At 56.8% G+C, this 21,220-nt stretch carries 17 protein-coding genes; 9 read left to right on the forward strand and 8 right to left on the reverse strand.

Annotated features, from left to right (window positions below):
* Positions 1-42: 42 nt before the first annotated feature.
* Complete coding sequence (locus LNA76_RS16845) at positions 43-2,649, forward strand: DNA topoisomerase III (protein ID WP_108727062.1); 2,607 nt, start codon at positions 43-45, stop codon at positions 2,647-2,649.
* 90 nt (positions 2,650-2,739) lie between these two features.
* Here LNA76_RS16845 and LNA76_RS16850 read toward each other — a convergent pair whose 3' ends face one another.
* From LNA76_RS16850 to ilvB, 6 genes are all read right to left on the reverse strand, one after another.
* Positions 2,740-3,912, reverse strand: coding sequence for a Fic family protein (locus LNA76_RS16850; protein ID WP_094195231.1), 1,173 nt, complete (start codon positions 3,910-3,912; stop codon positions 2,740-2,742).
* A gap of 237 nt (positions 3,913-4,149) precedes the next feature.
* On the reverse strand, positions 4,150-4,584 hold the full coding sequence (locus tag LNA76_RS16855) for a CopD family copper resistance protein (protein ID WP_230019506.1): 435 nt from the start codon (positions 4,582-4,584) through the stop codon (positions 4,150-4,152).
* Between the two features lie 29 nt (positions 4,585-4,613).
* Positions 4,614-5,891 carry a TRAP transporter large permease gene (locus LNA76_RS16860; protein ID WP_094195229.1) on the reverse strand — a complete coding sequence of 426 codons (1,278 nt, stop codon included), beginning with the start codon at positions 5,889-5,891 and terminating at the stop codon, positions 4,614-4,616.
* A 70-nt stretch (positions 5,892-5,961) separates the two neighbouring features.
* Entirely contained in the window at positions 5,962-6,459 is a 498-nt protein-coding gene (locus LNA76_RS16865; RefSeq protein WP_094195228.1) for a TRAP transporter small permease, read from the reverse strand.
* Between the two features lie 12 nt (positions 6,460-6,471).
* Positions 6,472-7,437 (reverse strand): TRAP transporter substrate-binding protein, encoded by a 966-nt coding sequence (locus LNA76_RS16870; protein ID WP_162988219.1) that lies wholly within the window; start codon positions 7,435-7,437, stop codon positions 6,472-6,474.
* A gap of 110 nt (positions 7,438-7,547) precedes the next feature.
* Positions 7,548-9,317: a biosynthetic-type acetolactate synthase large subunit gene (gene ilvB / locus LNA76_RS16875; RefSeq protein WP_108727057.1), complete on the reverse strand. Its 1,770-nt coding sequence runs from the start codon at positions 9,315-9,317 to the stop codon at positions 7,548-7,550.
* Positions 9,318-9,373: 56 nt separating this feature from the next.
* Here ilvB and LNA76_RS16880 point away from each other — a divergent pair, with 56 nt between their 5' ends.
* From LNA76_RS16880 to LNA76_RS16895, 4 genes are all read left to right on the forward strand, one after another.
* On the forward strand, positions 9,374-10,177 hold the full coding sequence (locus LNA76_RS16880) for an SET domain-containing protein (protein ID WP_230019507.1): 804 nt from the start codon (positions 9,374-9,376) through the stop codon (positions 10,175-10,177).
* 331 nt (positions 10,178-10,508) lie between these two features.
* Positions 10,509-11,030, forward strand: coding sequence for a TRAP transporter small permease (locus LNA76_RS16885; protein WP_230019508.1), 522 nt, complete (start codon positions 10,509-10,511; stop codon positions 11,028-11,030).
* On the forward strand, positions 11,027-12,328 hold the full coding sequence (locus LNA76_RS16890; protein WP_230019509.1) for a TRAP transporter large permease: 1,302 nt from the start codon (positions 11,027-11,029) through the stop codon (positions 12,326-12,328). Before LNA76_RS16885 ends, LNA76_RS16890 begins: the two co-directional genes overlap by 4 nt.
* Before the next feature lie 45 nt (positions 12,329-12,373).
* A complete protein-coding gene (locus tag LNA76_RS16895; protein WP_230019510.1) occupies positions 12,374-13,399 on the forward strand; it encodes a DctP family TRAP transporter solute-binding subunit in 1,026 nt (341 codons plus the stop codon).
* Positions 13,400-13,485: 86 nt separating this feature from the next.
* Here the strand turns inward: LNA76_RS16895 and LNA76_RS16900 are convergent, their stop codons facing one another.
* Positions 13,486-13,944 (reverse strand): PaaI family thioesterase, encoded by a 459-nt coding sequence (locus LNA76_RS16900; protein WP_230019511.1) that lies wholly within the window; start codon positions 13,942-13,944, stop codon positions 13,486-13,488.
* An 18-nt stretch (positions 13,945-13,962) separates the two neighbouring features.
* Entirely contained in the window at positions 13,963-15,465 is a 1,503-nt protein-coding gene (locus tag LNA76_RS16905; RefSeq protein WP_108727053.1) for an AMP nucleosidase, read from the reverse strand.
* 999 nt (positions 15,466-16,464) lie between these two features.
* On the opposite strand from LNA76_RS16905, the gene LNA76_RS16910 reads away from it, so the two are divergent.
* The 4 genes from LNA76_RS16910 (at position 16,465) to modD (ending at position 21,186) form a co-directional block, all read left to right on the forward strand.
* The gene (locus LNA76_RS16910) at positions 16,465-18,630 is read left to right on the forward strand and encodes a malate synthase G (protein WP_230019512.1); all 2,166 of its coding nucleotides are present in this window, start codon (positions 16,465-16,467) and stop codon (positions 18,628-18,630) included.
* 281 nt (positions 18,631-18,911) lie between these two features.
* Positions 18,912-19,622, forward strand: coding sequence for a molybdate ABC transporter substrate-binding protein (modA, locus tag LNA76_RS16915; protein WP_230019513.1), 711 nt, complete (start codon positions 18,912-18,914; stop codon positions 19,620-19,622).
* Positions 19,622-20,287 carry a molybdate ABC transporter permease subunit gene (gene modB / locus LNA76_RS16920; RefSeq protein WP_203226729.1) on the forward strand — a complete coding sequence of 222 codons (666 nt, stop codon included), beginning with the start codon at positions 19,622-19,624 and terminating at the stop codon, positions 20,285-20,287. Before modA ends, modB begins: the two co-directional genes overlap by 1 nt.
* Positions 20,284-21,186, forward strand: a complete 903-nt coding sequence (gene modD, locus LNA76_RS16925) for a ModD protein (RefSeq protein ID WP_230019514.1) — start codon at positions 20,284-20,286, stop codon at positions 21,184-21,186. Before modB ends, modD begins: the two co-directional genes overlap by 4 nt.
* The last annotated feature ends 34 nt before the right edge of the window (positions 21,187-21,220 follow it).

The raw sequence follows: 21,220 nt of genomic DNA on the forward strand, positions 1-21,220 counted from the left end.
TCATTTCGCGCATTGCAGCGCAGTTGCTGTCACTGGAATCATATGGATAAAACACTAATCATTGCCGAGAAACCTTCAGTCGCCGTAGATATCTCGCGGGCATTGGGCGGTTTCACTCGAGAAGGTGATTATTTTGAAAGCGATCGCTATGTGCTGGCCTCCAGCATCGGCCATCTGCTGGGCCTGGTGGCCCCTAATGATCCGGTTCGCGGCAAGTGGAGCTTCACACATCTACCTGTTATACCCCCTCAGTTTGAGCTCAACCCAACAGACAAAAAATCGACTGAACGCTTGAAACTGCTGGTCAAGCTCATCAAACGAAAAGATGTCACCGCTGTTATTAATGCCTGTGACGCAGGGCGCGAGGGTGAGCTGATTTTTCGCTACATTATGCAATACGCCGGAGCGAAAAAGCCGGTGCAACGGCTTTGGTTACGTTCGATGACACAATCGGCGATTCGTGAAGCCTTTGAAAACCTGCGTGATGATGAGGACATGAAACCGCTGGAAGCAGCGGCCCGTTCACGTGCCGAGGCTGACTGGCTGGTGGGCATTAATGGCACTCGTGCCATGACCGCCTTCAACAGCAAGGACGGCGGCTTTTTCAAAACCCCCGTGGGCCGTGTGCAAACCCCCACGCTGGCCATCGTGAACGAGCGCGAGAACCGCATTCGCCAGTTCGTATCACGCGACTACTGGGAAGTACACGCGGACTTTATCGCCGCTGCCGGCCTGTACTCCGGCCGCTGGTTTGACCCCAAATTCACCAAGGACGAACACGACCCCGAGAAGAAAGACTCGCGTCTGTGGTCCCAGGCTGCCGCTCAGACCATTGTGGCTGCCTGCCGCGAGCAGCCCGGTGTGGTCACCGAGGAATCCAAGCCCAGCACGCAGATGTCGCCCGCCTTGTTTGATTTGACCTCGCTGCAACGCGAGGCCAACTCGCGCTTTGGCTTCTCGGCCAAGACCACCTTGTCCTTGGCCCAGACGCTGTACGAACGTCACAAGGCGCTGACCTACCCCCGTACTGATTCGCGCTACTTGCCCGAAGACTATATAAGCACGGTGCAAGAAACCATGCGTGCGCTGGCTGACAGCGGCACGCCTGCCAGTGCTTCGGTGCAGCCGTTTGCGCAGGAAGTGGTCGAACAAAAATGGGTCAAGCCCAACCGTCGGATCTTCGACAACAAAAAGGTGTCGGATCACTTTGCCATCATCCCCACCTTGCAGGTACCCCGGGAGCTGAGCGATGCCGAACACAAGATTTACGAGCTGATCAGCCGTCGCTTCCTGGCTGTGTTCTTTCCGACCGCAGAGTTCCGCGTCACCACACGTATCACGCAGGTGTCGGGACACCATTTCAAGACGGAAGGCAAAGTGCTGGTCAAACCGGGCTGGCTGGCTATTTATGGCCGTGATGCCCAAGGCGAAGACGCGTCCCTGGTACCCGTTGCCGATGGCGAGAAGGTCCGCACTGAAGATGTGAACACCAAGGCACTGGCCACCAAGCCGCCTGCACGCTTTACGGAAGCGACCTTGCTGTCGGCCATGGAAAGCGCGGGCAAGCTCGTCGACGATGAAGCCTTGCGCGAAGCCATGTCCGAGCGCGGTCTGGGTACACCAGCCACTCGTGCCGCCATTATTGAAGGTCTGCTGAACGAAGCCTATCTGCGCCGTGAAGGCCGCGAACTGGTGCCTAGCGCCAAGGCACGTCAACTGATGACTTTGTTGTCCGGTCTGGGCGTTAGCGAACTGACTTCGCCCGAACTGACAGGCGAGTGGGAGCACCAGCTCAAGCAGATCGAGCAACGTCAGTTGGACCGCGACGTGTTCATGCGTGAAATCGCGCAAATGACGCAAGTGATCGTCAAACGTGCGAAAGAGTACGAACGCGACACCGTTCCTGGCGACTACGCAACCTTGCAGACGCCATGCCCTAAATGTGGCGGCGTGGTCAAAGAAAATTACCGTCGTTATGCCTGCACGGCTTGCGATTTTTCGATTGGCAAACACCCCGGCGGTCGCACCTTTGAGCTGCCTGAAGTCGAAGAGCTGCTGGCCAAGAAAGAACTGGGCCCTCTGCCTGGTTTCATCAGCAAGATGGGTCGCCCCTTTGCGGCATTGTTGCGCATCACCGACGAGTACAAGCTGGAGTTCGACTTCGGCCAGAACGACGACGATGATGACGAAACCCTGGATTTCAGCGGCCAGACCCCGGTCGGTCCCTGCCCCAAGTGCCAGTCCTCCGTCTTTGAGCATGGCTTGCGTTACTTGTGCGAAAAGTCCGTTGGCCCATCCAAGAGCTGCGACTTCCGTAGCGGCAAGGTGATTTTGCAGCAGGAAATTACCCGCGAGCAGATGGCCAAGTTGCTGGGTGAGGGCAAGACAGACCTACTGGATGGTTTCGTGTCCTCGCGCACCAACCGCAAGTTCAAAGCCTTCCTGGTGCGTCAGGCCGACGGCAAGATCGGCTTTGAGTTCGAGCCTCGTCCAGAGAAGCCAGGCCGCAAGTCCGCCGCCAAGAAAACGGCGACTAAAGCGGCGGCTAAAAAGACAGCAGCAAAGAAAACAGCAGTGAAGAAAACAGCGGCCAAGAAAACGGCAGCTAAAAAAACGACTGCTAAAAAGACGGCCAGCAAGGCAGAGTAAAAAGCTCGGCTTAGTTGGAAGAAATGGCCTCCCTTTTTTGGGGGGCCATTTTTTTATACAACGCCATATCGCCTGACAAGATAGCGAGACTTAATCCGGCTTGGTTGCGGCTTCCGGATATAACTCCGGAAACAAGAACTGCAAGCTATCAAGTGGCAAGCCCCAACGCACTGGCCCAGATGCAGTATCACTGACAAGCAAGCCGCTTTTTAACAGCTTCGACATCAAGGAGCGTGCTGTACGCTCGCCTAAACCCGTCATCTGCGCAAACTCCATGCGCTTGAGAGGACCCGCTGCAAACAAATGATAGAGAGGCAAGATAGCCTCTTTACGCACCTCCTTGTCATGAGCGTGGCGAAATATGATGAGCGCCTCAATGCGTCGCTTCATATCATCCAAATCAAGCATACGTCCCATGAATTTCACTTGGTCTTGGCAAATACCAAGAAAGAACTCAATCCATTCATTCAAACCGGCAGTGCTCAAATTGCCTCTACCGTCCAAATCCCCACGGCGGGCCGAATCTGCATTATTCAAATGAACGTAATAGTCTTGCGTGGCACGGGCCAGCCCTCGACTGGGCGACCACAAGCCTTCGGATAAAGGCCAAAGAGCACAATGCGTCTGCAAGCGGGCAGAGCGGCCATTACCATCCAAAAAGGGGTGCACCCATGTGACACGGTGGTGCAAGCAGGCGACCAGAATAAGCCGTCGATCCCAAGAATGGCTTTGGTCATAGACCTCGTCCATGCGCTTCATAAAACGGGGTAAAGATGTGGCGACCGGAGGAATGTGTCGGCCAACCTGCACCGTCTCCTCTCGAAGTTTGCCAGGAATAATGACTCGGCCATCTTCGGTAAGCCGGTCCTCCTGAGGCAGTTGCGAGTACAACTTCTCATGAGCGATCAGCAGAAACTCCGAGTTCATCGGAGACACTCCTTGATCAAGCAACTCCTCCAGATCTTTTTCCGCCTGGATATGCGCCAACGCGACGCGCTGTAGTCGAGCAACGTCTGGCTTATCTGAAAACTGCTTGTGTAAAGCATCCTCAATATGGATCGGATGAGTACTTTGTCCCTCAATCCGGTTCGAGTAGTACGAGTTCATGGATCGTACAAGCTCACGAATACTTTCACGCGCGCGCGGGTGAGCCACACCCGCCAAACGGCTTGCATCACGAGCAATATCGGCCGCTTTCTCGATCAAAGCCTGAGGTAAGCTCGCCGGAACAAGAGGGTCGAACTGATGAGGAGAATCATACATTTTTTGCCGCCTTAAATTCCGCTTGCGATCACATCTCAATATATTGATATTAATAGATTTTATATGAATTTTACATTAGTTAATATACGTATATTTGCCGCCTTTTTTTCCGGTCTTTATACCGGCCAGATTTACGGCTGTACATCAATATCAACATAGCAATAGCGCAGCATATGGAAACGCCAATAGAAAGCGGACAGTTGTCAGGTTTTGGCATAGACGACAACAGCCCGAACCTTAAAGCGGCCAATAAAATAAAGCCTTAGCCAGCACCACGATCAACAATACGTGCGCAAAAACACTAAGGTGAATAATCCGTGAGCGCCGCGCCGTCATGGTCTTGCGCCGGCTCATCACCATGACGGACAGGAAGTGTCCAAATACACTTAACGCCAAGGCGATTTTCAAGCCCAAAATCCAGGCACGGGCCCCACCCACCTCAAACAGGGCCCGATGCTGCCAGGCCAGACTCAAACCCGCACCGTAAAGCAATAACAAGACCCAAGGCATGATACGGCGCGCCCGTCGCCCCAAGGCATGCTCGAACTCCCGCATCGATGGCCGGGAGACATGGCGCGCCAGAGGCGACAACATCAGCACCTCGAAAAACACCGTGCCGATGAAAAAAATCGCAGCCAAAAGATGGATCAACAGCAGGAGAAAGTAGCTCATGAACAGTGCTCAGAAAAGCAGACAATTCATTAACGGTACACCAGGTCTCGCGCCCACAAACTGACTTCTGGCACATAGCTGATCAGCATCAAGCAGGCCAAAATAGCCGCCACGAAGGGCAGCAGGGGGCGCACCAGTTTTTCCAAGGAAATTCCGGCCACTGAGCAGGCGGCAAACAAGTTCACGCCAAAGGGGGGCGTTATCATTCCCAATGCCAAATTGACCACCATGATGATGCCAAAATGCGCCGGATCAATGCCAAACTGCACGGCCACCGGCAACAAGAGAGGGGCCAGAACCACGATTGAGGCCGAGGTCTCGACAAACATGCCCACCACGAACAAGGCGGCATTTATCCCCATCAAAAACAGCACAGGGCTGCTAAACAACTCCCCCAACCATGTGCCCAAGGCGGCTGGAATGCCGGTGCGATTGAGCAAGAAACCAAATACACCGGCATTGGCAATGATGAACATAATGACCGCCGTGGATACCACGGAACGATGCAGCACCTTGGACAAATCGCTCCACTTCACGCTGCGATAGATCACCATGCTGACGATCAAGGCATAAACGACCGACACGGCCGAGGCCTCGGTCGGCGTGAAAATACCCCCATAGATCCCACCAAGAATGATCACCGGCATCAACAAGGCCAGCCACGCCTGACGAAAGGCCGTCCAGACGCCCAAACGACCCACACCATCTTGCAGGCCCAGTCCATGACGGCGCGCATACAGCCACACGTAAAGCATCAGGGCACCACCGATCAACAAGCCTGGACCAATCCCCGCGACAAACAGCTCGCCCACCGAAGTATCCGTTGAGACGGCAAACAGAATCATGGGAATGGAAGGGGGAATAATCACCCCCAGCTCCGCAGCAGATGCCTGCAAGGACGCCGCAAACGGCGCCGGATAGCCGTGCCGGACCATAGCAGGAATCAAAATCGCCCCCACCGCAAAGGTGGTTGCCACACTGGAGCCAGCCACAGCGGCAAAAATCATGCAGGTCAGCACACAACTGCAAGCCAAGCCACCTTGCACACCACCGACCAGGCTTTTGGCAAACTCGACCATACGGCTGGACATGCCGCTCGATTCCATCAAATTGCCCGCCAGGATGAAGAAAGGCACCGCCACCAGGGGATACTTGTCCAGGGCCGCATACAACTGCTGGGCGATCACCAGAAACGTCATGCGCCCCTCCCACGCCACCCCCGCCATATTGGCCAGCCCCACGGCAATGGCCACGGGCACCGTCAATACAAAAAACAGCAGCATGGACACAAGCATGATCTGGGGCACGATACGGTCTCCGGTCTAAACAGATGCCTGCCTGGCATCCAACGTTCGGTGGTGCTTTAAAGACAAGGGGTCAAAGCTGCGTGTGATCCACCACAGCAGGTGCCGGTCTTTCAAGCCAACGGGCCAGCAAGCCCAAAATGGCCAGCACGGCCCCAATCGGGATCGCGATATACACCCAGGAAATGGACCACTCCAGACTGGGCATGGTCTGGAACCGCACCCGCCAGGTCATTTGAATGCCGACCCAGGTCAGCAGGCCGAAAAAAGCCAGGCAAGTAAACAGCACGGCCACATCCAGCCAATGCTGAGTTCGCTTCCCGACCCAGAGCCGCAGCACATCCACGCTCAGCATGGCGCCTTGACGCAAGGCCAGACACAGCCCCAGCATGACCGTCCAGATCAGGGCGGCACGCGACCAGGCTTCGCTCCAGTCGGCGGGCGACTGGAGTACGAAACGGGCAATCACTTGATAGAACGCAGCCGCCACTGCCGAGAGCAGCAGCAACTGCGTCACCCAGGACACCAGACGGAACAGGCCCTTATCCAGAACGGACAGCAGCACTTTCATGATGAGCGCCGTTTACTGAGCCTGACGAATGGCCTCGACCAGTTCCTGGCCGAACTGTTTGTAGTACTGGGGGTAGACCGGCTCGACCGCTTTGGCAAACGCCGCATGGTCAACGGTATTGACCTGCATGCCTTCAGCCTTGACGGCATCCACGCCGGTTTTCTCGATGTCGTCCACGTAATCACGCATGGCCTGGGCGGCTGTCACACCGGCATCCTTCATCAACTGCTTGTCCTGATCGGACAGGCCGTCATACACCGCCGGGGACATCAGCACCAGGGCCGGGCCGTACACGTGAGCGGTCAGCGACAGATACTTTTGCAACTGCGGCAGCTTGGCCGACACAATCACGGACAAGGGGTTTTCCTGGCCGTCGATGGTGCCTTGTTGCAGGGCAGTCGCCACTTCGGGCCAGGCCATGGGCGTGGCCAGAATGCCAATCTCACGGAAAGCGGCAATGTGAATAGGGTTTTCTGTCGTGCGTATCTTCAAACCCTTGGCATCGGCCGGGGTCGTCACAGGACGCACATTATTGGTCAGGTGACGGAAGCCTTGCTCACCCCAGGCCAAGGCCACAATCCCACGTTTGGGAAATTCAGCCAGCATGTCCTGACCGATCTTGCCATCGAGCACATGACGGGCATGTTGCAAGTCGCGAAACAGGAAAGGGATATCGAATACGCCGGTCTTGGGCACAAAATTCAAGGTTGCGCCAGTCGAGACAATGGCCAGATCAATTGTGCCCAGTTGCAGGCCTTCAATGACTTCGCGTTCGCCACCCAGGGCGCTGTTGGGAAAGGCCTCGATGGTGTAATTGCCATCCTTTTCCAGCGCACTGGCAAAGGCTTTGGCGCCCGCACCGTAGTGGGAACTGGTGGACAAAGCGTAGGCCAACTTCAAGGAAGTCTGAGCCGTAGCCGCCCCCGCCGCCAGGCCCAAGCCCAGCATCAAACCTGCGGCCAAAAGACGGTTCTTCATGTGTCGGTACATCATGCATGCCCCTCCTGTCTGAATGGATCAGTGTATTTAATGCGTAGTGCCCGGGCTGGGACATAGGGGTTTTTACGCCTGTGCCCCCGCCAGACACCTTATTCTTCTACATACCAGTTATCTTCGGACAACATGACCTGTTGATGACCATAGCCCGCTGGCATCATGGGGAAACAGTTTTCCAGCGCCAGCACTTCCACATTCAGGAAGAAGGGGCCGTCATGAGCCAGACAGCGTTCGAGTGCCGCATCCAACTGATCGGGATGCTCCACGCGCTCAGCTTCCCAACCAAAAGCGCGTGACAGCGCCACAAAATCCGGCATGGCTTCGTTATAACTGTGGCTGTAACGGCCATCATGGATCAGCTCTTGCCACTGGCGCACCATGCCCATGTGGCGGTTATTGCACAAAATCACCTTGATCGGCGTGCGATGCTGCACGGCGCTGGCCAGTTCCTGAATATTCATCAGCACCGACGCGTCACCACTGACACACACCACCAGCTTGTCGGGATGCGCAATCTGCGCGCCAAACGCGGCGGGCACGCCATACCCCATGGTGCCCGCACCACCGGAGGTCAGCCAACGGCGGGGGCGATCAAACTTGATGTATTGTGCCGCCCACATCTGATGCTGGCCCACATCGGTAGACACAATGGCATCGCGGCCTTCCAAATGCGCATCCAACCGTTGCAGCAAATGCTGCGGCAAGATCGCATCGCTGCGCGGGGTGACGTTCAAGCACTCTTGCGCACGCCACACGCCAATACGCTGCCACCAGTCGTTCAAGCGGCCTTCGGGCAATTCGTGATGCGACAGCTCTTTACGCAAGGCGCGCAGCAGGGGATAACAATCGCCCACCAAGGCCACATCGGCACGCACGACCTTGTCGATGGAACCGGGGTCAATATCAATATGAATCTTGCTGGCATGGGGGCAGAAGTCAGACAGGCGGCCGGTAATGCGATCATCGAAACGCGCACCCACACAGATGATCAGATCGGCATGGTGCATGGCCAGATTCGCTTCCAAGGTGCCGTGCATGCCCAGCATGCCGACAAACTGTTCGTCACGCGCAGGATAAGCGCCCAAACCCATCAAGGTCAGCGTGCAAGGTGCGCCAGTTTCCTGAACCAGGCTGGTGAAGGCATGGCTGGCATCAGCCCCGGAGTTGATCAAGCCACCACCGCCGTAAAATACGGGGCGACGAGCGTGGGCGATCATGGCAGCCGCGCGTTTGATCGCCGCTTCCTGAGCAGGGGCCGGAGCGGCAGGCGCCAACAGGCTGTCGGCCTCTTCCTGAACGGGTGATTCGCTGCTGGCAGCCGGCAGGGTGGCGATCTGAATATCTTTGGGAAAGTCCAGCAACACCGGGCCGGGGCGACCCTGGGTACACAGGCGCAAGGCTTTGGCTGTCAAGGAAGCCACATCTTCAATCCGACGCACCTGGGCATTCCACTTGGTCACAGGGCGGGAAATGCCAATGGCATCGCACTCCTGGAACGCAGCAGTCCCAATTGCGGTGGTCGCTACTTGACCACTAATGCACAGGACAGGAATAGAATCACACAAGGCATCGAGCAAACCGGAGGTGGTATTGGCCATACCGGGCCCCGATGTCACCAGCACCACGCCAGGTTTACCGGTGCTACGGGCGTAGCCTTCGGCCGCGTGTACGGCAGCTTGCTCGTGACGGACCAGAATATGACGAATTCGCGGTTGAGCATGAAGCGCATCATAGAGCGGTAACACCGCTCCGCCAGGATAACCAAAAATGGTATCCACACCCTGAGCGATCAAGGTTTCGAGCAAGATTTGCGCGCCGTTATGGGCGGTCGTTTCAAGTGACATGGTTGCGTAGCCCTGCATGTTTTGTAAGATAGAGATCGCCGTCCAGTTTATCCCCTTTTACAGGCTGATTCCCCATGGTCACTCAACGCCAACCCTGGCATGTCGTCAAACCGTCCAAACTGCATGGCAATGGCGTTTTTGCGCTGCGCGATATTCCTGCCGGAACGCGCATTCTGCAATACGCGGGCAAGCGGCTGACACCCGAACAGGCCGATGCCCTGTTCCCGGTCAATCCCGACGAGCCCTTTCACACTTTTTTCTTTGCATTGAGCAACGGCAAAATTGTGGACGGTGGCCAAAGGGGCAACGACTCGCGCTGGATCAACCACTCTTGCGCACCCAACTGTGAAGGTCACGAGAACGCAGACGGCTCACGCGTGTTCATTGTGGCCATGCGCGATATCCCTGCCGGGCAAGAGCTTCTGTATGACTACTCGCTGGTCATCGACGATGAAATTACCGAAGAGCTCAAGCAGAACTATCGCTGTCTGTGTGGCGCGGCCCAATGCCGTGGCACCATGATTGCCCTGCAATCGGATCGCTCCCAGGCTGTGGCAGACGAGCTGCGTGACGTGGCCGCCGAGTTGGATGCAGAAATGGAGCAAGCCCGCAAAGCCCCTGTCTCGGTCAAGCAAAAAACGGCTGATCTACAAGCCGCCGCCACTAAACAGGGAGTGGAAAAGGACGAGCCCGATCAGGATAAAGACGACGACACGGACGACGATACAGAGTCTTCAGGGCACAAAGATAAAAAAGACAAAAAGAGCAAAAAGAAGAAGAAAGACAAAGCCAAACACAAGAATAAAAATAAAGACAAAAAATCGTCCAAAAAGGACAAAGAAGGCAAAAAGGAAAAAAAGGACCGTAAAAAAGAGTAAGCTGTCCCCCAGCTTGCATTAGCCCAGGCTGCCTCACCGGCAGCCTGCACCCTTGCTAATCGCCCCGCACAGCAGGCCCGGCCACACCCCTGCCGGGCTCTCTCAGAGCGCCACACACAGGCCCATCTGTCGTGCCGGGCCAGGTTTTACACCTCCTCAGCTAGGCGAAGCACCAACCCCGTACCGCGTGTGCCCTCGCCCTCGATTCCTATCGTCTCCCCTCAGGGCCAGCAATGGCCCGTCAGTGCTCGTGCACCGGGGGAAATTACTCACTGCCAGCCCCGTCTTTGACCGCTAGCATGTAGCTTTATTGCCAAATCCGACCGATCTCATGGATTCAAGTTCTACAGATACACCCTCCCATCACGCTGCCACGCCGACCCAATCAGGCCTGCGTATTCCTTTGCAAATAGAGGACTGGGCATCGGTCCTGATTATGGCGGCCTTGGCCTTAATTACGTTCGCCAACGTGTTTGTCCGCTATCTGACCAATAGCTCCTTTGCCTGGACCGAGGAAATTTCCATCTTCTTGCTGGTGGTCCTGACCATGAATGCAGGTGCCAGTGCCTGTGTGCGCCACTTGCATATTCGCATTGAAGTCTTTGCCGATGCAGGTACACAGCATCGGCAACGTCGCCTGGCCTTGTTGAGCATTGGCATGAGCCTGTTGTTCTTTATTGGCATGGCCATTCTGTCGGGCCGCATGGCCTTAGATGAATTCCAGTGGGGCGATACCTCTCCCTCCATTGGCGTGCCCACCTGGTGGTACAGCATGTGGCTGCCCATCCTGTCCACAACCCTGAGTCTGCGTTTACTGGGCATGTGGATCCGTCGTTGGCAGGCCAAACCATGATTGCAAGCTTGCTGTTCATCATCTTTATCGGTTTGATGCTGGTGGGCGTACCCGTTGGCGTATCGCTAGGCATAGGCGGTACGTTTGCCATCCTGATGTCGAACCTGGACACGCACTGGTTTGGCCTGATGGCGGTACCGCAAAGTTTTTACGCCGGCTTGGCCAAATACCCCTTGCTGGCCATCCCCATGTTTGTGCTGGTGGGCTCCATTTTTGACCGCTCAGGCGTTGCCAGCCGTCTGGTGAACTTTGCCGTGGCGCTGGTGGGGCGTGGGCCGGGCATGCTGCCCGTCGTCGCCATTGGTGTGGCCATGTTCCTGGGCGGTATTTCCGGTTCCGGCCCCGCCTGCGCCGCCGCCGTAGGTGCAGTCATGATCGGCGCGATGAAACGCGCGGGCTATCCAGGCCCCTTTGCCGCCAGTATTGTGGGCGCGGGTGCTGCCACTGACATTCTGATTCCACCGTCTATTGCGTTCATTATCTACTCGGTGCTGGTGCCGGAAGCCTCGGTACCGGCCCTGTTTGCTGCCGGTATGTTTCCAGGCATGCTGGCAGGGATAGGCCTGATCATTCCAGCCATCTGGCTGTCACGTCGTCACAAGCTGGGATTGGCCGAAGCCGAACTGCCGCGCCCGCCATTCTGGCGTAGTTTGCGAGAAGCCGCCTGGGGCCTGATTGCGCCGGTCATTATTCTGGGCGGTATGCGCCTGGGTCTGTTCACCCCCACTGAAGCGGCTGTGGTGGCCGTGTTCTACGGCTTGTTTGTGGGTATGGTCATCCATCGCACCATCCAGTTCCGCGATCTGTTTTTGATCCTGCGAGAAGCCGCCGAACTATCAGCCGTCATCATGATGGTCGTGGCATTGGCCGGTATTTTTGCCTGGGCCTTATCCACCCTGAGCATTATTGACCCCGTCACCAATGCCATCATCCATTCCGGTCTGGGCGAGTACGGCATTCTGGCATTGATGATTGTCATGCTGATTGTGCTGGGCATGTTCCTGGATGGTATTTCGATCTTCCTGATCTTTGTGCCGCTGTTCATGCCGATTGCCTACAACTTTGGCTGGCACCCCGTCTGGTTTGGGGTTCTGCTGACGTTGAATGTCGCCCTGGGCCAATTCACCCCGCCCGTCGCCGTGAACCTGATGGTGGCCTGCCGTATCGCAGGCGTACCCATGGAAAGCACCCTGCGCTGGGTAGGCTGGTTGCTGCTGGGTATGGGCACCACCATGATGCTAGTGATCATAGAGCCCGAAATCGCCCTGTGGCTGCCACGCTACCTGGGTTTTAACTAAAACCACAAGACTGCAACACAACTCATAGAAAGGGAGACCTGACCCATGAAATTCCGTCACATTCTGGCCGCTCTGGCATGTACAGCCGCCACCCTGGCCGTGGTTCCGGCAGCGCAAGCCGCCTACAAATCCGAATACAAACTGTCCATCGTGGTAGGCACCTCCTTCCCTTGGGGCCAAGGTGCGGTGATCTGGTCCGACCTGGTGCGCGAACGCACCGATGGCCGCATCAATATCAAAATCTACCCGGGTACCTCGCTGGTGCAAGGCGACCAGACACGCGAGTTCACCGCCATTCGCCAAGGCATCATTGATATGGCCGTGGGTTCCACCATCAACTGGTCCCCCCAGATCAAACAACTGAACCTGTTCTCCCTGCCATTCCTTCAGCCCGATGCCAAAGCCACCGACGCCTTGATCCACGGTGAAGTGGGCAAGGACCTGTTTGGCTACATCGAGAAAGCCGGTGTGGTGCCTCTGGCCTGGGGTGAAAACGGTTTCCGTCAGCTCAGCAACTCCAAGCACGAAGTGACCAAGCCTGAGGATATGAAGGGTTTGAAACTACGTGTGGTGGGTTCGCCCTTGTACATGGACACCTTCAGTGCCCTGGGCGCCAATCCCACACAAATGAGCTGGGCTGACGCACAGCCAGCACTGGCCAATAAGGCCGTGGACGGCCAGGAAAACCCCCTGTCCATCTACGCCGGTGCCAAGCTGTACGACGTGCAGCAGCAATACCTGACCCTGTGGAACTACGTGTCGGATCCACTGGTGTTTGTGGTGAACCGCGATGTGTGGAAATCCTGGAGTGAGGAAGACCAGAAGATCGTGCGTGAAGCCGCTATGGAAGCTGGCAAACGTGAGATCGTCATTGCGCGCACCGGCATCACGGCTGAAGATCCGTCCCTGCTCAAAGAGATCGAAAGCCACGGTGTGAAAATCACCACCCTGACTCCTGAGCAGCATGCCGCCTTTGCCAAGGTAACCGAAGGTGTGGTCGAAAAATGGACCAAAACCATTGGTGAAGATCTGGTCAAGAAAGCGCGTGACGCCATTGCTGCCAGCCGCTAAATAACTGGGTTGGCAATACTAAAAGCCGGGCCTATTTCAGGCCCGGCTTTTTATTGTCTGGCTGCCACACAAGCCCAAAAACCCACTTATTCCTTGAAACGTATCGCCAGCATTTCACCCGTCGCACAGACCTCACCATTTGCGCTTAGCGACAGGTCTACCCAGACCTTGCGCCCATCCAGCTCACGCAACTTGCCCTGCACGGTCAGCTCTGTCCCCATTGGAGCAGGATGCCGAAACTCCACTTTCAGGGAAGCGGTCACGCAACGAATCGGCTCCTCGCTGGTGCCCATCTCGATATCCAAATCCCGGTAAATGAAGGCCGCCGCAGACGCCGTACCGTGACAGTCCAGCAGGGACGCAATCAAGCCGCCATACACATGATTGGGCACACCACCGCTGTAAATCGGCTTGGGTGTGTAGCGAGCCACGGTATCGTCGCCGTCCCAATAGCTTTTTAGCTGATGCCCGTCGAGATTATGTTTGCCGCAACCGTAGCAGTGGCTGAAGTTATCGGCATAAAAGTCTTGAAACGCTTTATCCATATTGGTGCCTGCAATATCTTATTGAAACGCCGTTTCCAGAAAGCTGCGCAGCTTGCGCGAGTGCAGCCTTTCCTTGGGCATCTCGCGCAGCAATTCCAGCGCCCGGATGCCGATGTGCAAATGCTGGCCAACCTGACGCGCATAGAACTCACTGGCCATACCCGGCAGTTTCAGCTCGCCATGCAAGGGCTTGTCCGACACGCACAGCAAGGTTCCATACGGTACGCGAAAGCGAAAGCCATTGGCGGCAATCGTGGCGGACTCCATATCCAGTGCAATCGCCCGCGACTGCGACAAACGTCGCACCGGCTCGTGGTGGTCACGCAATTCCCAATTACGGTTATCAATGGACGCCACCGTGCCCGTGCGCATGATGCGTTTCAGCTCCCAACCCGATAGCCCGGCCACCTCGGCCACGGCTTGCTCCAGAGCGACCTGGATTTCAGCCAGGGGAGGGATAGGCACCCAGGTGGGTAAATCTTCGTCCAACACGTGATCCTGACGCACATAGCCATGTGCCAGCACGTAATCACCCAAACGCTGGGTAGTACGCAACCCCGCGCAGTGGCCCAGCATCAGCCAGGCGGCAGGGCGCAAGACGGCAACGTGGTCCGTAATGGTCTTGGCATTGGACGGCCCCACACCGATATTGATCAGCGTGATGCCAGAGTGATCAGCCCGGCGCAAATGGTAAGAGGGCATCTGCGGCGCACGGGCCAGGGGCGAACCTGTTGTTGAAGCATTCGCGCCCGCCGGGGTGATGATATTGCCGGGTTCCACCAGATCGATATACCCCTGCTCGTCGGCCTGCAGCACTTCACGCGCCCACTGGCAGAACTCGTCCACATAGAACTGGTAATTGGTAAACAGTACAAAGTTCTGGAAGTACTCGGGCCGGGTGGCGCTGTAGTGCTGCAAACGATGCAAGGAGTAGTCGATACGCGGCGCGGTAAACGGGGCCAACGGCAAAGGTTCGTTATGCACACGCTCCCACGTGCCGTTGACAATGGCATCGTCCATATACGCCAGATCGGGCACATCGAAGTGGTCACGCAAGGTGTCACCGGGGGACTCGGGCACAGTCGTCACGGTAGTTTGCACGCCATTGTTCAGGGCGAAATGCAATGGAATAGGCACGGATGACTCGCCCACTTCTACCTGCACACCATGATTGCGCAGCAGCAACTCCAACTGCTCCAGCAAGTAATCGTGATACAGGCCAGGGGCGGTAATGGTGGTCATGTACACACCAGGTTCAACCACGTGCCCGTAAGACAGACGGCTATCCACTTCCTGATAGGTATCGACGCGCAAGCGCACCGCAGGGTAGCAGGCTCTGAACCGCTGCCCGCGTGGAAAGCCACTTTCCAGGCACTGGGCAAAAGAATCACGCAAAAAAGCGGTATTGCGATCGTAGATATGGCGCAACTGCTCCAAAGCCTGGCCGGCGTCCTGATAAGCCTTGAACGGAATCAACTCGGGCGTGGACGTGATACGGGAAAAACCGCTGGGATCAGACATAACAAGTATTCCAAGGGGAAACAAAGACAAGCAGATCTGCAAGCATCATAAGCTGTTTATTGTCTGGCCTCCTACACGGCTCTATGACAAATTCAACTGCCTGATCCGCACGCTTATGTGCCAGCCAAACAAACATGCCTGGCCGTCTGCCGCTTTCGCAGACCACCACCACCCGAGGCAGAAGCCCGGCTATCGTTTTCGCCTACACCTACAGCCATCACCCATCTACCTTTGAAATGGCTCGGTCAGCCCACAGCGTCTTGCCGTATCCGCGCAGGATGGCCAAGGCAGCACCCAACCCAAAGCAAATGTCGTCACTGGTTTTTGACTGAATCACAAGCCCTCCTGTCCACACAATGGACGCGACTCTCGGTGGTTTTCAGACGGAATTCACTCACGGTCCCTATTTGGATCAGCGCCTTTTCCCCGGTTTTGGGCACATTTCACTTTTCACCGATTCGGCCAAGGACACCCTGACGTACGCCTGCCCCCCAGAACCCGCTTTGATGTCAAAGGCCCTATACAAGCGGCTTGGCAGGCATTTCAAGTATTTCAAGCAATACTCGATGTGGCGGCTTATGATGACAAGGGAAAGTCAGCTACGTCTTCTACCTCATATATAAGACTTGCCCAAAACCAGTAAATACATTAAGTATGTAGTCTTAATACTTTTAGTATTAAATCCAGCTAGCGTCAGTCCTTCATAATTTAAGTTATCCAACCTGGCAGTGTGCTCGGCATGCGTGTGAGACATAACTCGTCATCGCGCAAATTAGCTTGTATTTAGGCTAATTTACAATGGGTTAGCGTATTTTAATGATTTTCGCTTCAAGCAATCTGCTCGCCCTCTGATGTCATTTGTGTCCTGGCGCCGCGTGGGTCTATCCACCCGCGATTTCAGCAAGTTCTGAATGCGCTCTTGACCAGGTAATCGCAGTTAGCAAGGCCGTTTGGCCTGCCGCTGTACCGAATCACTTTTAACTATCAGCAAGGGTACACATGACCACTCGAATCTCCTGCCAGCGATTGCAAGTCGCCGAGGTGCTTCATCAGTTCATCGAACAAGAAGCCCTGCCCGGCACAGGTATCTCCTCCGAAGCCTTCTGGACTGGTTTCGATAAGCTGGTCCATGATCTGGCACCTAAAAACCGCGCCTTGCTGGCCGAACGCGACCGCTTGCAAGTCGAACTGGACAAGTGGCACACGGCCAACCCAGGCCCCATCACCGATATGCCTGCCTACAAGAGCTTCCTGAGCTCCATCGGCTATCTGAAAGAGGCGCCTGCCAACGTCAAGGTCAACACCACCAACGTCGACACTGAAATCACCGAACAAGGGGGCCCTCAGTTGGTTGTGCCCATCATGAACGCACGTTACGCGCTGAACGCCGTAAACGCACGTTGGGGCAGCCTGTATGACGCTCTGTACGGCACCAACGCCATCCCTGACACCGACGGTGCCCAGCGTGGCGGTGGCTACAACGCCGTGCGCGGTGCCAAGGTTATCGCCTTTGGCCGCCAGTTCCTGAACGACACTATTCCTCTGGCTCAAGGCAGCCACGACCAGGCTACCTCCTACACCATCGCTGACGGCGCTGTGCGCGTCACCCTGGAAAACGGCGGCACCACCGGCCTGAAAGATGCATCGACCCTGCTGGGTTACCGTGGTCAGCCCGATGCGCCTGAAGCCATCGTGTTCCTGCACAACGGCCTGCACTTTGAACTGCAGATCGACCCCACCAGTGCCATCGGCAAGACCGACCCGGCTGGCGTGAAAGACATCGTTCTGGAAGCCGCGCTGACCACCATCATGGACTGCGAAGACTCCGTGGCTGCCGTGGACGCCGACGACAAGGTTCTGGCCTACCGCAACTGGCTGGGTCTGGTGACCGGCTCGCTGACCGAAGAAATCAAGAAAGACGGCAAGGTTTTCACCCGCCGCCTGGCTGACGATCGCCAGTACACCGACCTGAAGGGCGCTACCCAGACTCTGGCTGGCCGCTCGCTGATGTTCGTGCGTAACGTCGGTCACCTGATGAGCAACCCCGCCATCATTGACGGCGAAGGTCGCGAGATCCCTGAAGGCATTCTGGACGCCGTGATCACCACCCTGATCGGCATGCGTGATCTGCAACTGAAGAAAAACTCGCGCAGCGGCTCGCTGTACATCGTCAAACCCAAAATGCACGGCCCTGACGAAGTGGCCTTTGCCAGCGAAATTTTTGACCGCGTCGAAAGCCTGCTGGGTCTGGCTCCCAACACCGTCAAACTGGGCATCATGGACGAAGAGCGCCGCACCAGCGTGAACCTGAAGGCCGCCATTGCCCAGGCCACCGAGCGAGTGGTGTTCATCAACACAGGCTTTCTGGACCGCACTGGCGACGAAATCCACACGTGCATGCAAGCGGGCGCCGTGGTGCGCAAGGCCGACATGAAACAAGCCGAATGGCAGCCTGCCTATGAACGCAACAACGTTCAGATCGGCCTGCAGTGCGGTCTGCGCGGTCGCGCCCAGATCGGTAAAGGCATGTGGGCCATGCCTGACCTGATGGCAGAAATGCTGGAGCAAAAAATTGGCCACGTGAAAGCTGGTGGCAACACCGCCTGGGTGCCATCGCCTACTGCTGCCACGCTACACGCCTTGCACTACCACCAAGTCAACGTGGTCGACGTCCAGAAAGGTCTGGAAAGCGACACCAACGACTACCTGGACAGCATCCTGACCATTCCTGTGGCCACGGACACCAACTGGTCCGCCAAGGAAATCCAGGAAGAGCTGGACAACAACGCTCAGGGCATTCTGGGTTACGTCGTGCGCTGGATTGACCAGGGCGTGGGTTGCTCCAAAGTGCCTGACATCCACAACGTCGGCCTGATGGAAGACCGCGCTACCCTGCGTATCTCCAGCCAGCACATCGCCAACTGGCTGCTGCACGGCATCGTCACCCACGAACAAGTGGTTGAAACCCTGCAGCGCATGGCGGCTGTGGTGGACCAGCAAAACGCGGGCGACCCCGCCTACCAGAACATGGCCGGCAACTTTGAAGGCTCCTTTGCCTTCCGCGCCGCTCAGGATCTGGTTCTGAAGGGTCTGGAACAGCCTAACGGCTACACCGAGCCTTTGCTGCACCAATGGCGTCTGGCTTTCAAAGCCGCTCAAGCCTAAAGCACACGATGTCGCCCGGAGCCTGACTCCGGGTGGCGGGTGCCCCCCAATCCCCATCCTGCTGATGCAGGATGGGGATTTTTTCGTTTAAGGGTATGCCTTTGCTGAGCTTTCCTGTTTGATCGCGACTTGCCCCTCCCCAAAACACCCAAACACGCTGTCGAACCACAACACCTGCAACCGTTGTCAAACCCACGGCCTAAAAGCACCCCGGTAGTCCCTGTCAGTCCCTTCTCGTTATAAACTTGAGCTCATAACGAATTTGACCGACAGGAAACCCCATGAAATCTTTGCTGTTTTCCGCCGCTTGCCTGCTGGCGATCACCACCACGGCCCACGCTTCCGATCTGCTGATTGCCACTGGTGCAGGCTATCGCAAGCCCGTCACGGAATTGATGGAAGCCTTCAATAAAGAAACCGGCCTGACGGTGGAAAGCAGCTTTGGCAATATGCAGCAGGTCCGCGCCCAGAGCGAGCAAAACCCGGACATTGCCGCCATCATTGGCGACCGCTTTTTTCTGGAACCCATGGGCATTGCCCAGCAGTTCGTAAACATCAGTCAGGGTGCCCTGATGCTGGCCGTGCCCAAGGGCAAAACCATTGATTCCATCCAGGATTTGCAGCAGCCCAGCTACGCCCGCATCGCGATTGGCGATGCCAAGAAAACGGTTTACGGCCGTGCCGCCACCACCTGCATGGAACGCGAAAAAATCCAGGCCGATGGTCGCACCCTTGAAGTGGCCATGCTCCCGCAAGTATCGACTTACTTGCTGAACGGCGAAGTGGATGCCGGTTTCATCAACCGCAGCGAAGCACTGGCCCACAAGGACAAACTAGGCACCATCCTGCCCATGCCCGCCCACTGCCACGATCCGATTGATCTGAGTCTGGCCGTGCTCAAGAACCGCCCTGACAGTCCCACGCTGCAATCCTGGACCCAGTTCCTGGGCTCGGACAAAGCCAAGTCCATTCTTGAGCGCCACGGCCTGTGATGTCTGCCTGGATGAGCTGCTCCAGCAGCTCGCTGGGCCTGAGTGTCTATGTGCTGGCCGCCACCCTGGTGGCCCAATTGGTTCTGGGGGTAGCACTGGCCTGGGTCCTGGCCAGAAAACGCTTTCCGGGCCACGGATTACTCGATTCGCTGGTGAGCCTGCCGCTGGTTTTTCCACCGATTGTCATCGGTTATTTGCTGCTGCTTGCCTTGGGAAGACAAGGCTGGCTGGCCAGTGCCACCGGCTGGTCACCCAATATTGTTTTTCAGCCTGCGGCCTTGTTGATTGCCGCATTTATCGCCGGGCTGCCTTTAATGGTCAAACCCGTGCAAAACAGCATGAATAGCCTGTCGCCACGGCTGCGTGAAGCAGCGGCCACGCTGGGCCACGGTACCTGGTCCTACTTCTTCCGGGTGGAGCTGCCCTTGCTGCGGCCCGCCTTGGCCACGGGCCTGATTCTGTCGGGCGGCAGGGCGCTGGGCGAAGTCGGGATCTCGCTGATGTTGGGTGGCAATATCGCGGGCCGTACCGAAACCCTGTCTTTATCTATCTACAACGCCGTCCTGGATGGCGACACAGACTGCGCCAATGCACTGTCCTGGATGCTGGGGCTGACGGCATTAGCCTGTTTTTGGGCGCTACGGCGCTACGGGAATCAAAAATGACGGTTTTTTTTGAACAAAGCCAAATCGACCAATGGATTGGCGAAGATGCGTCCTACCTGGACCTGACCAGCCATATGCTGGGCCTGCACAAGCAGAACACCACACTGCGTTACGTCGTGCGTGATCCTATCCGCGTAGCAGGCACTGAAGAAGTGGCCGAGATTGTGCGCTCTTGCGGCGGCCAGACCCAGCACTACACCCCCAGCGGCGTGGCGGCTGTGCCCGGTCAGACCATCTTGCTGGCCCAAGGCCCCGCCCAAGCCTTGCTGCGCGCCTGGAAAGTCGGCCAGAACCTGCTGGAGTTTGCCTGCGGCATCGCCACCCTGACACATCAAGTGGTGCAAGCCGTGCAAACGGTGGATGCCTCGGTAGCGGTGCTGACCACCCGCAAACATGCGCCTGGTGTACGCAAGCTGGCCTTGAAAGCCACACTATCGGGCGGTGCCATGCCGCATCGGCTGGGCCTGGGTGAAACCATTTTGATCTTCCCGCAGCACCGCGCCCTGATGGGCGGTTGGGAAGAGGTAGGCCGTGCAATTGCCCGCCACAAATACGCCTTATGCGAGAAAAAAATCGTAATTGAAGCAGCCGATCTGGACGAAGCCTATCGCGCGGCCCAGGCTGGCGCGGACGTGGTGCAGTTCGATAAAGTCCCGCCTGAGACCCTAGCGCAAATCGTGCCTGCGCTGCGCAGGGCGCATCCTAACGTCACCATTCTGGCGGCAGGCGGGATTCATGCAGGTAACGCAGCCGCCTATGCCGCAACGGGCGTGAATGCCTTGGTGACCAGCAGCCTGCACTACGCAAAACCGGCCGATATTGGGGTGAAAGTCAGCCTGACAGAGCCTGCAGAATCAAACGAGCCACTTGCAGCTAACAAGATGGAGGAGCTGGAATAAGAACGCCAGCAGCCCGCTATTTATCAGCATTGTC

It is taken from the genome of Alcaligenes sp. MMA (assembly GCF_020907215.1).
Taxonomy (GTDB): Bacteria; Pseudomonadota; Gammaproteobacteria; order Burkholderiales; family Burkholderiaceae_B; genus Alcaligenes; species Alcaligenes aquatilis.

Coding starts and splice junctions, on each gene's coding strand:
- LNA76_RS16845 (WP_108727062.1), top strand. CDS start 43: ATGGATAAAACACTAATCATTGCCGAGAAACCTTCAGTCGCCGTAGAT.
- LNA76_RS16850 (WP_094195231.1), bottom strand. CDS start 3,912: ATGTATGATTCTCCTCATCAGTTCGACCCTCTTGTTCCGGCGAGCTTA.
- LNA76_RS16855 (WP_230019506.1), bottom strand. CDS start 4,584: ATGAGCTACTTTCTCCTGCTGTTGATCCATCTTTTGGCTGCGATTTTT.
- LNA76_RS16865 (WP_094195228.1), bottom strand. CDS start 6,459: ATGAAAGTGCTGCTGTCCGTTCTGGATAAGGGCCTGTTCCGTCTGGTG.
- LNA76_RS16870 (WP_162988219.1), bottom strand. CDS start 7,437: ATGAAGAACCGTCTTTTGGCCGCAGGTTTGATGCTGGGCTTGGGCCTG.
- ilvB (WP_108727057.1), bottom strand. CDS start 9,317: ATGCAGGGCTACGCAACCATGTCACTTGAAACGACCGCCCATAACGGC.
- LNA76_RS16880 (WP_230019507.1), top strand. CDS start 9,374: ATGGTCACTCAACGCCAACCCTGGCATGTCGTCAAACCGTCCAAACTG.
- LNA76_RS16885 (WP_230019508.1), top strand. CDS start 10,509: ATGGATTCAAGTTCTACAGATACACCCTCCCATCACGCTGCCACGCCG.
- LNA76_RS16890 (WP_230019509.1), top strand. CDS start 11,027: ATGATTGCAAGCTTGCTGTTCATCATCTTTATCGGTTTGATGCTGGTG.
- LNA76_RS16895 (WP_230019510.1), top strand. CDS start 12,374: ATGAAATTCCGTCACATTCTGGCCGCTCTGGCATGTACAGCCGCCACC.
- LNA76_RS16900 (WP_230019511.1), bottom strand. CDS start 13,944: ATGGATAAAGCGTTTCAAGACTTTTATGCCGATAACTTCAGCCACTGC.
- LNA76_RS16905 (WP_108727053.1), bottom strand. CDS start 15,465: ATGTCTGATCCCAGCGGTTTTTCCCGTATCACGTCCACGCCCGAGTTG.
- LNA76_RS16910 (WP_230019512.1), top strand. CDS start 16,465: ATGACCACTCGAATCTCCTGCCAGCGATTGCAAGTCGCCGAGGTGCTT.
- modA (WP_230019513.1), top strand. CDS start 18,912: ATGAAATCTTTGCTGTTTTCCGCCGCTTGCCTGCTGGCGATCACCACC.
- modB (WP_203226729.1), top strand. CDS start 19,622: ATGTCTGCCTGGATGAGCTGCTCCAGCAGCTCGCTGGGCCTGAGTGTC.
- modD (WP_230019514.1), top strand. CDS start 20,284: ATGACGGTTTTTTTTGAACAAAGCCAAATCGACCAATGGATTGGCGAA.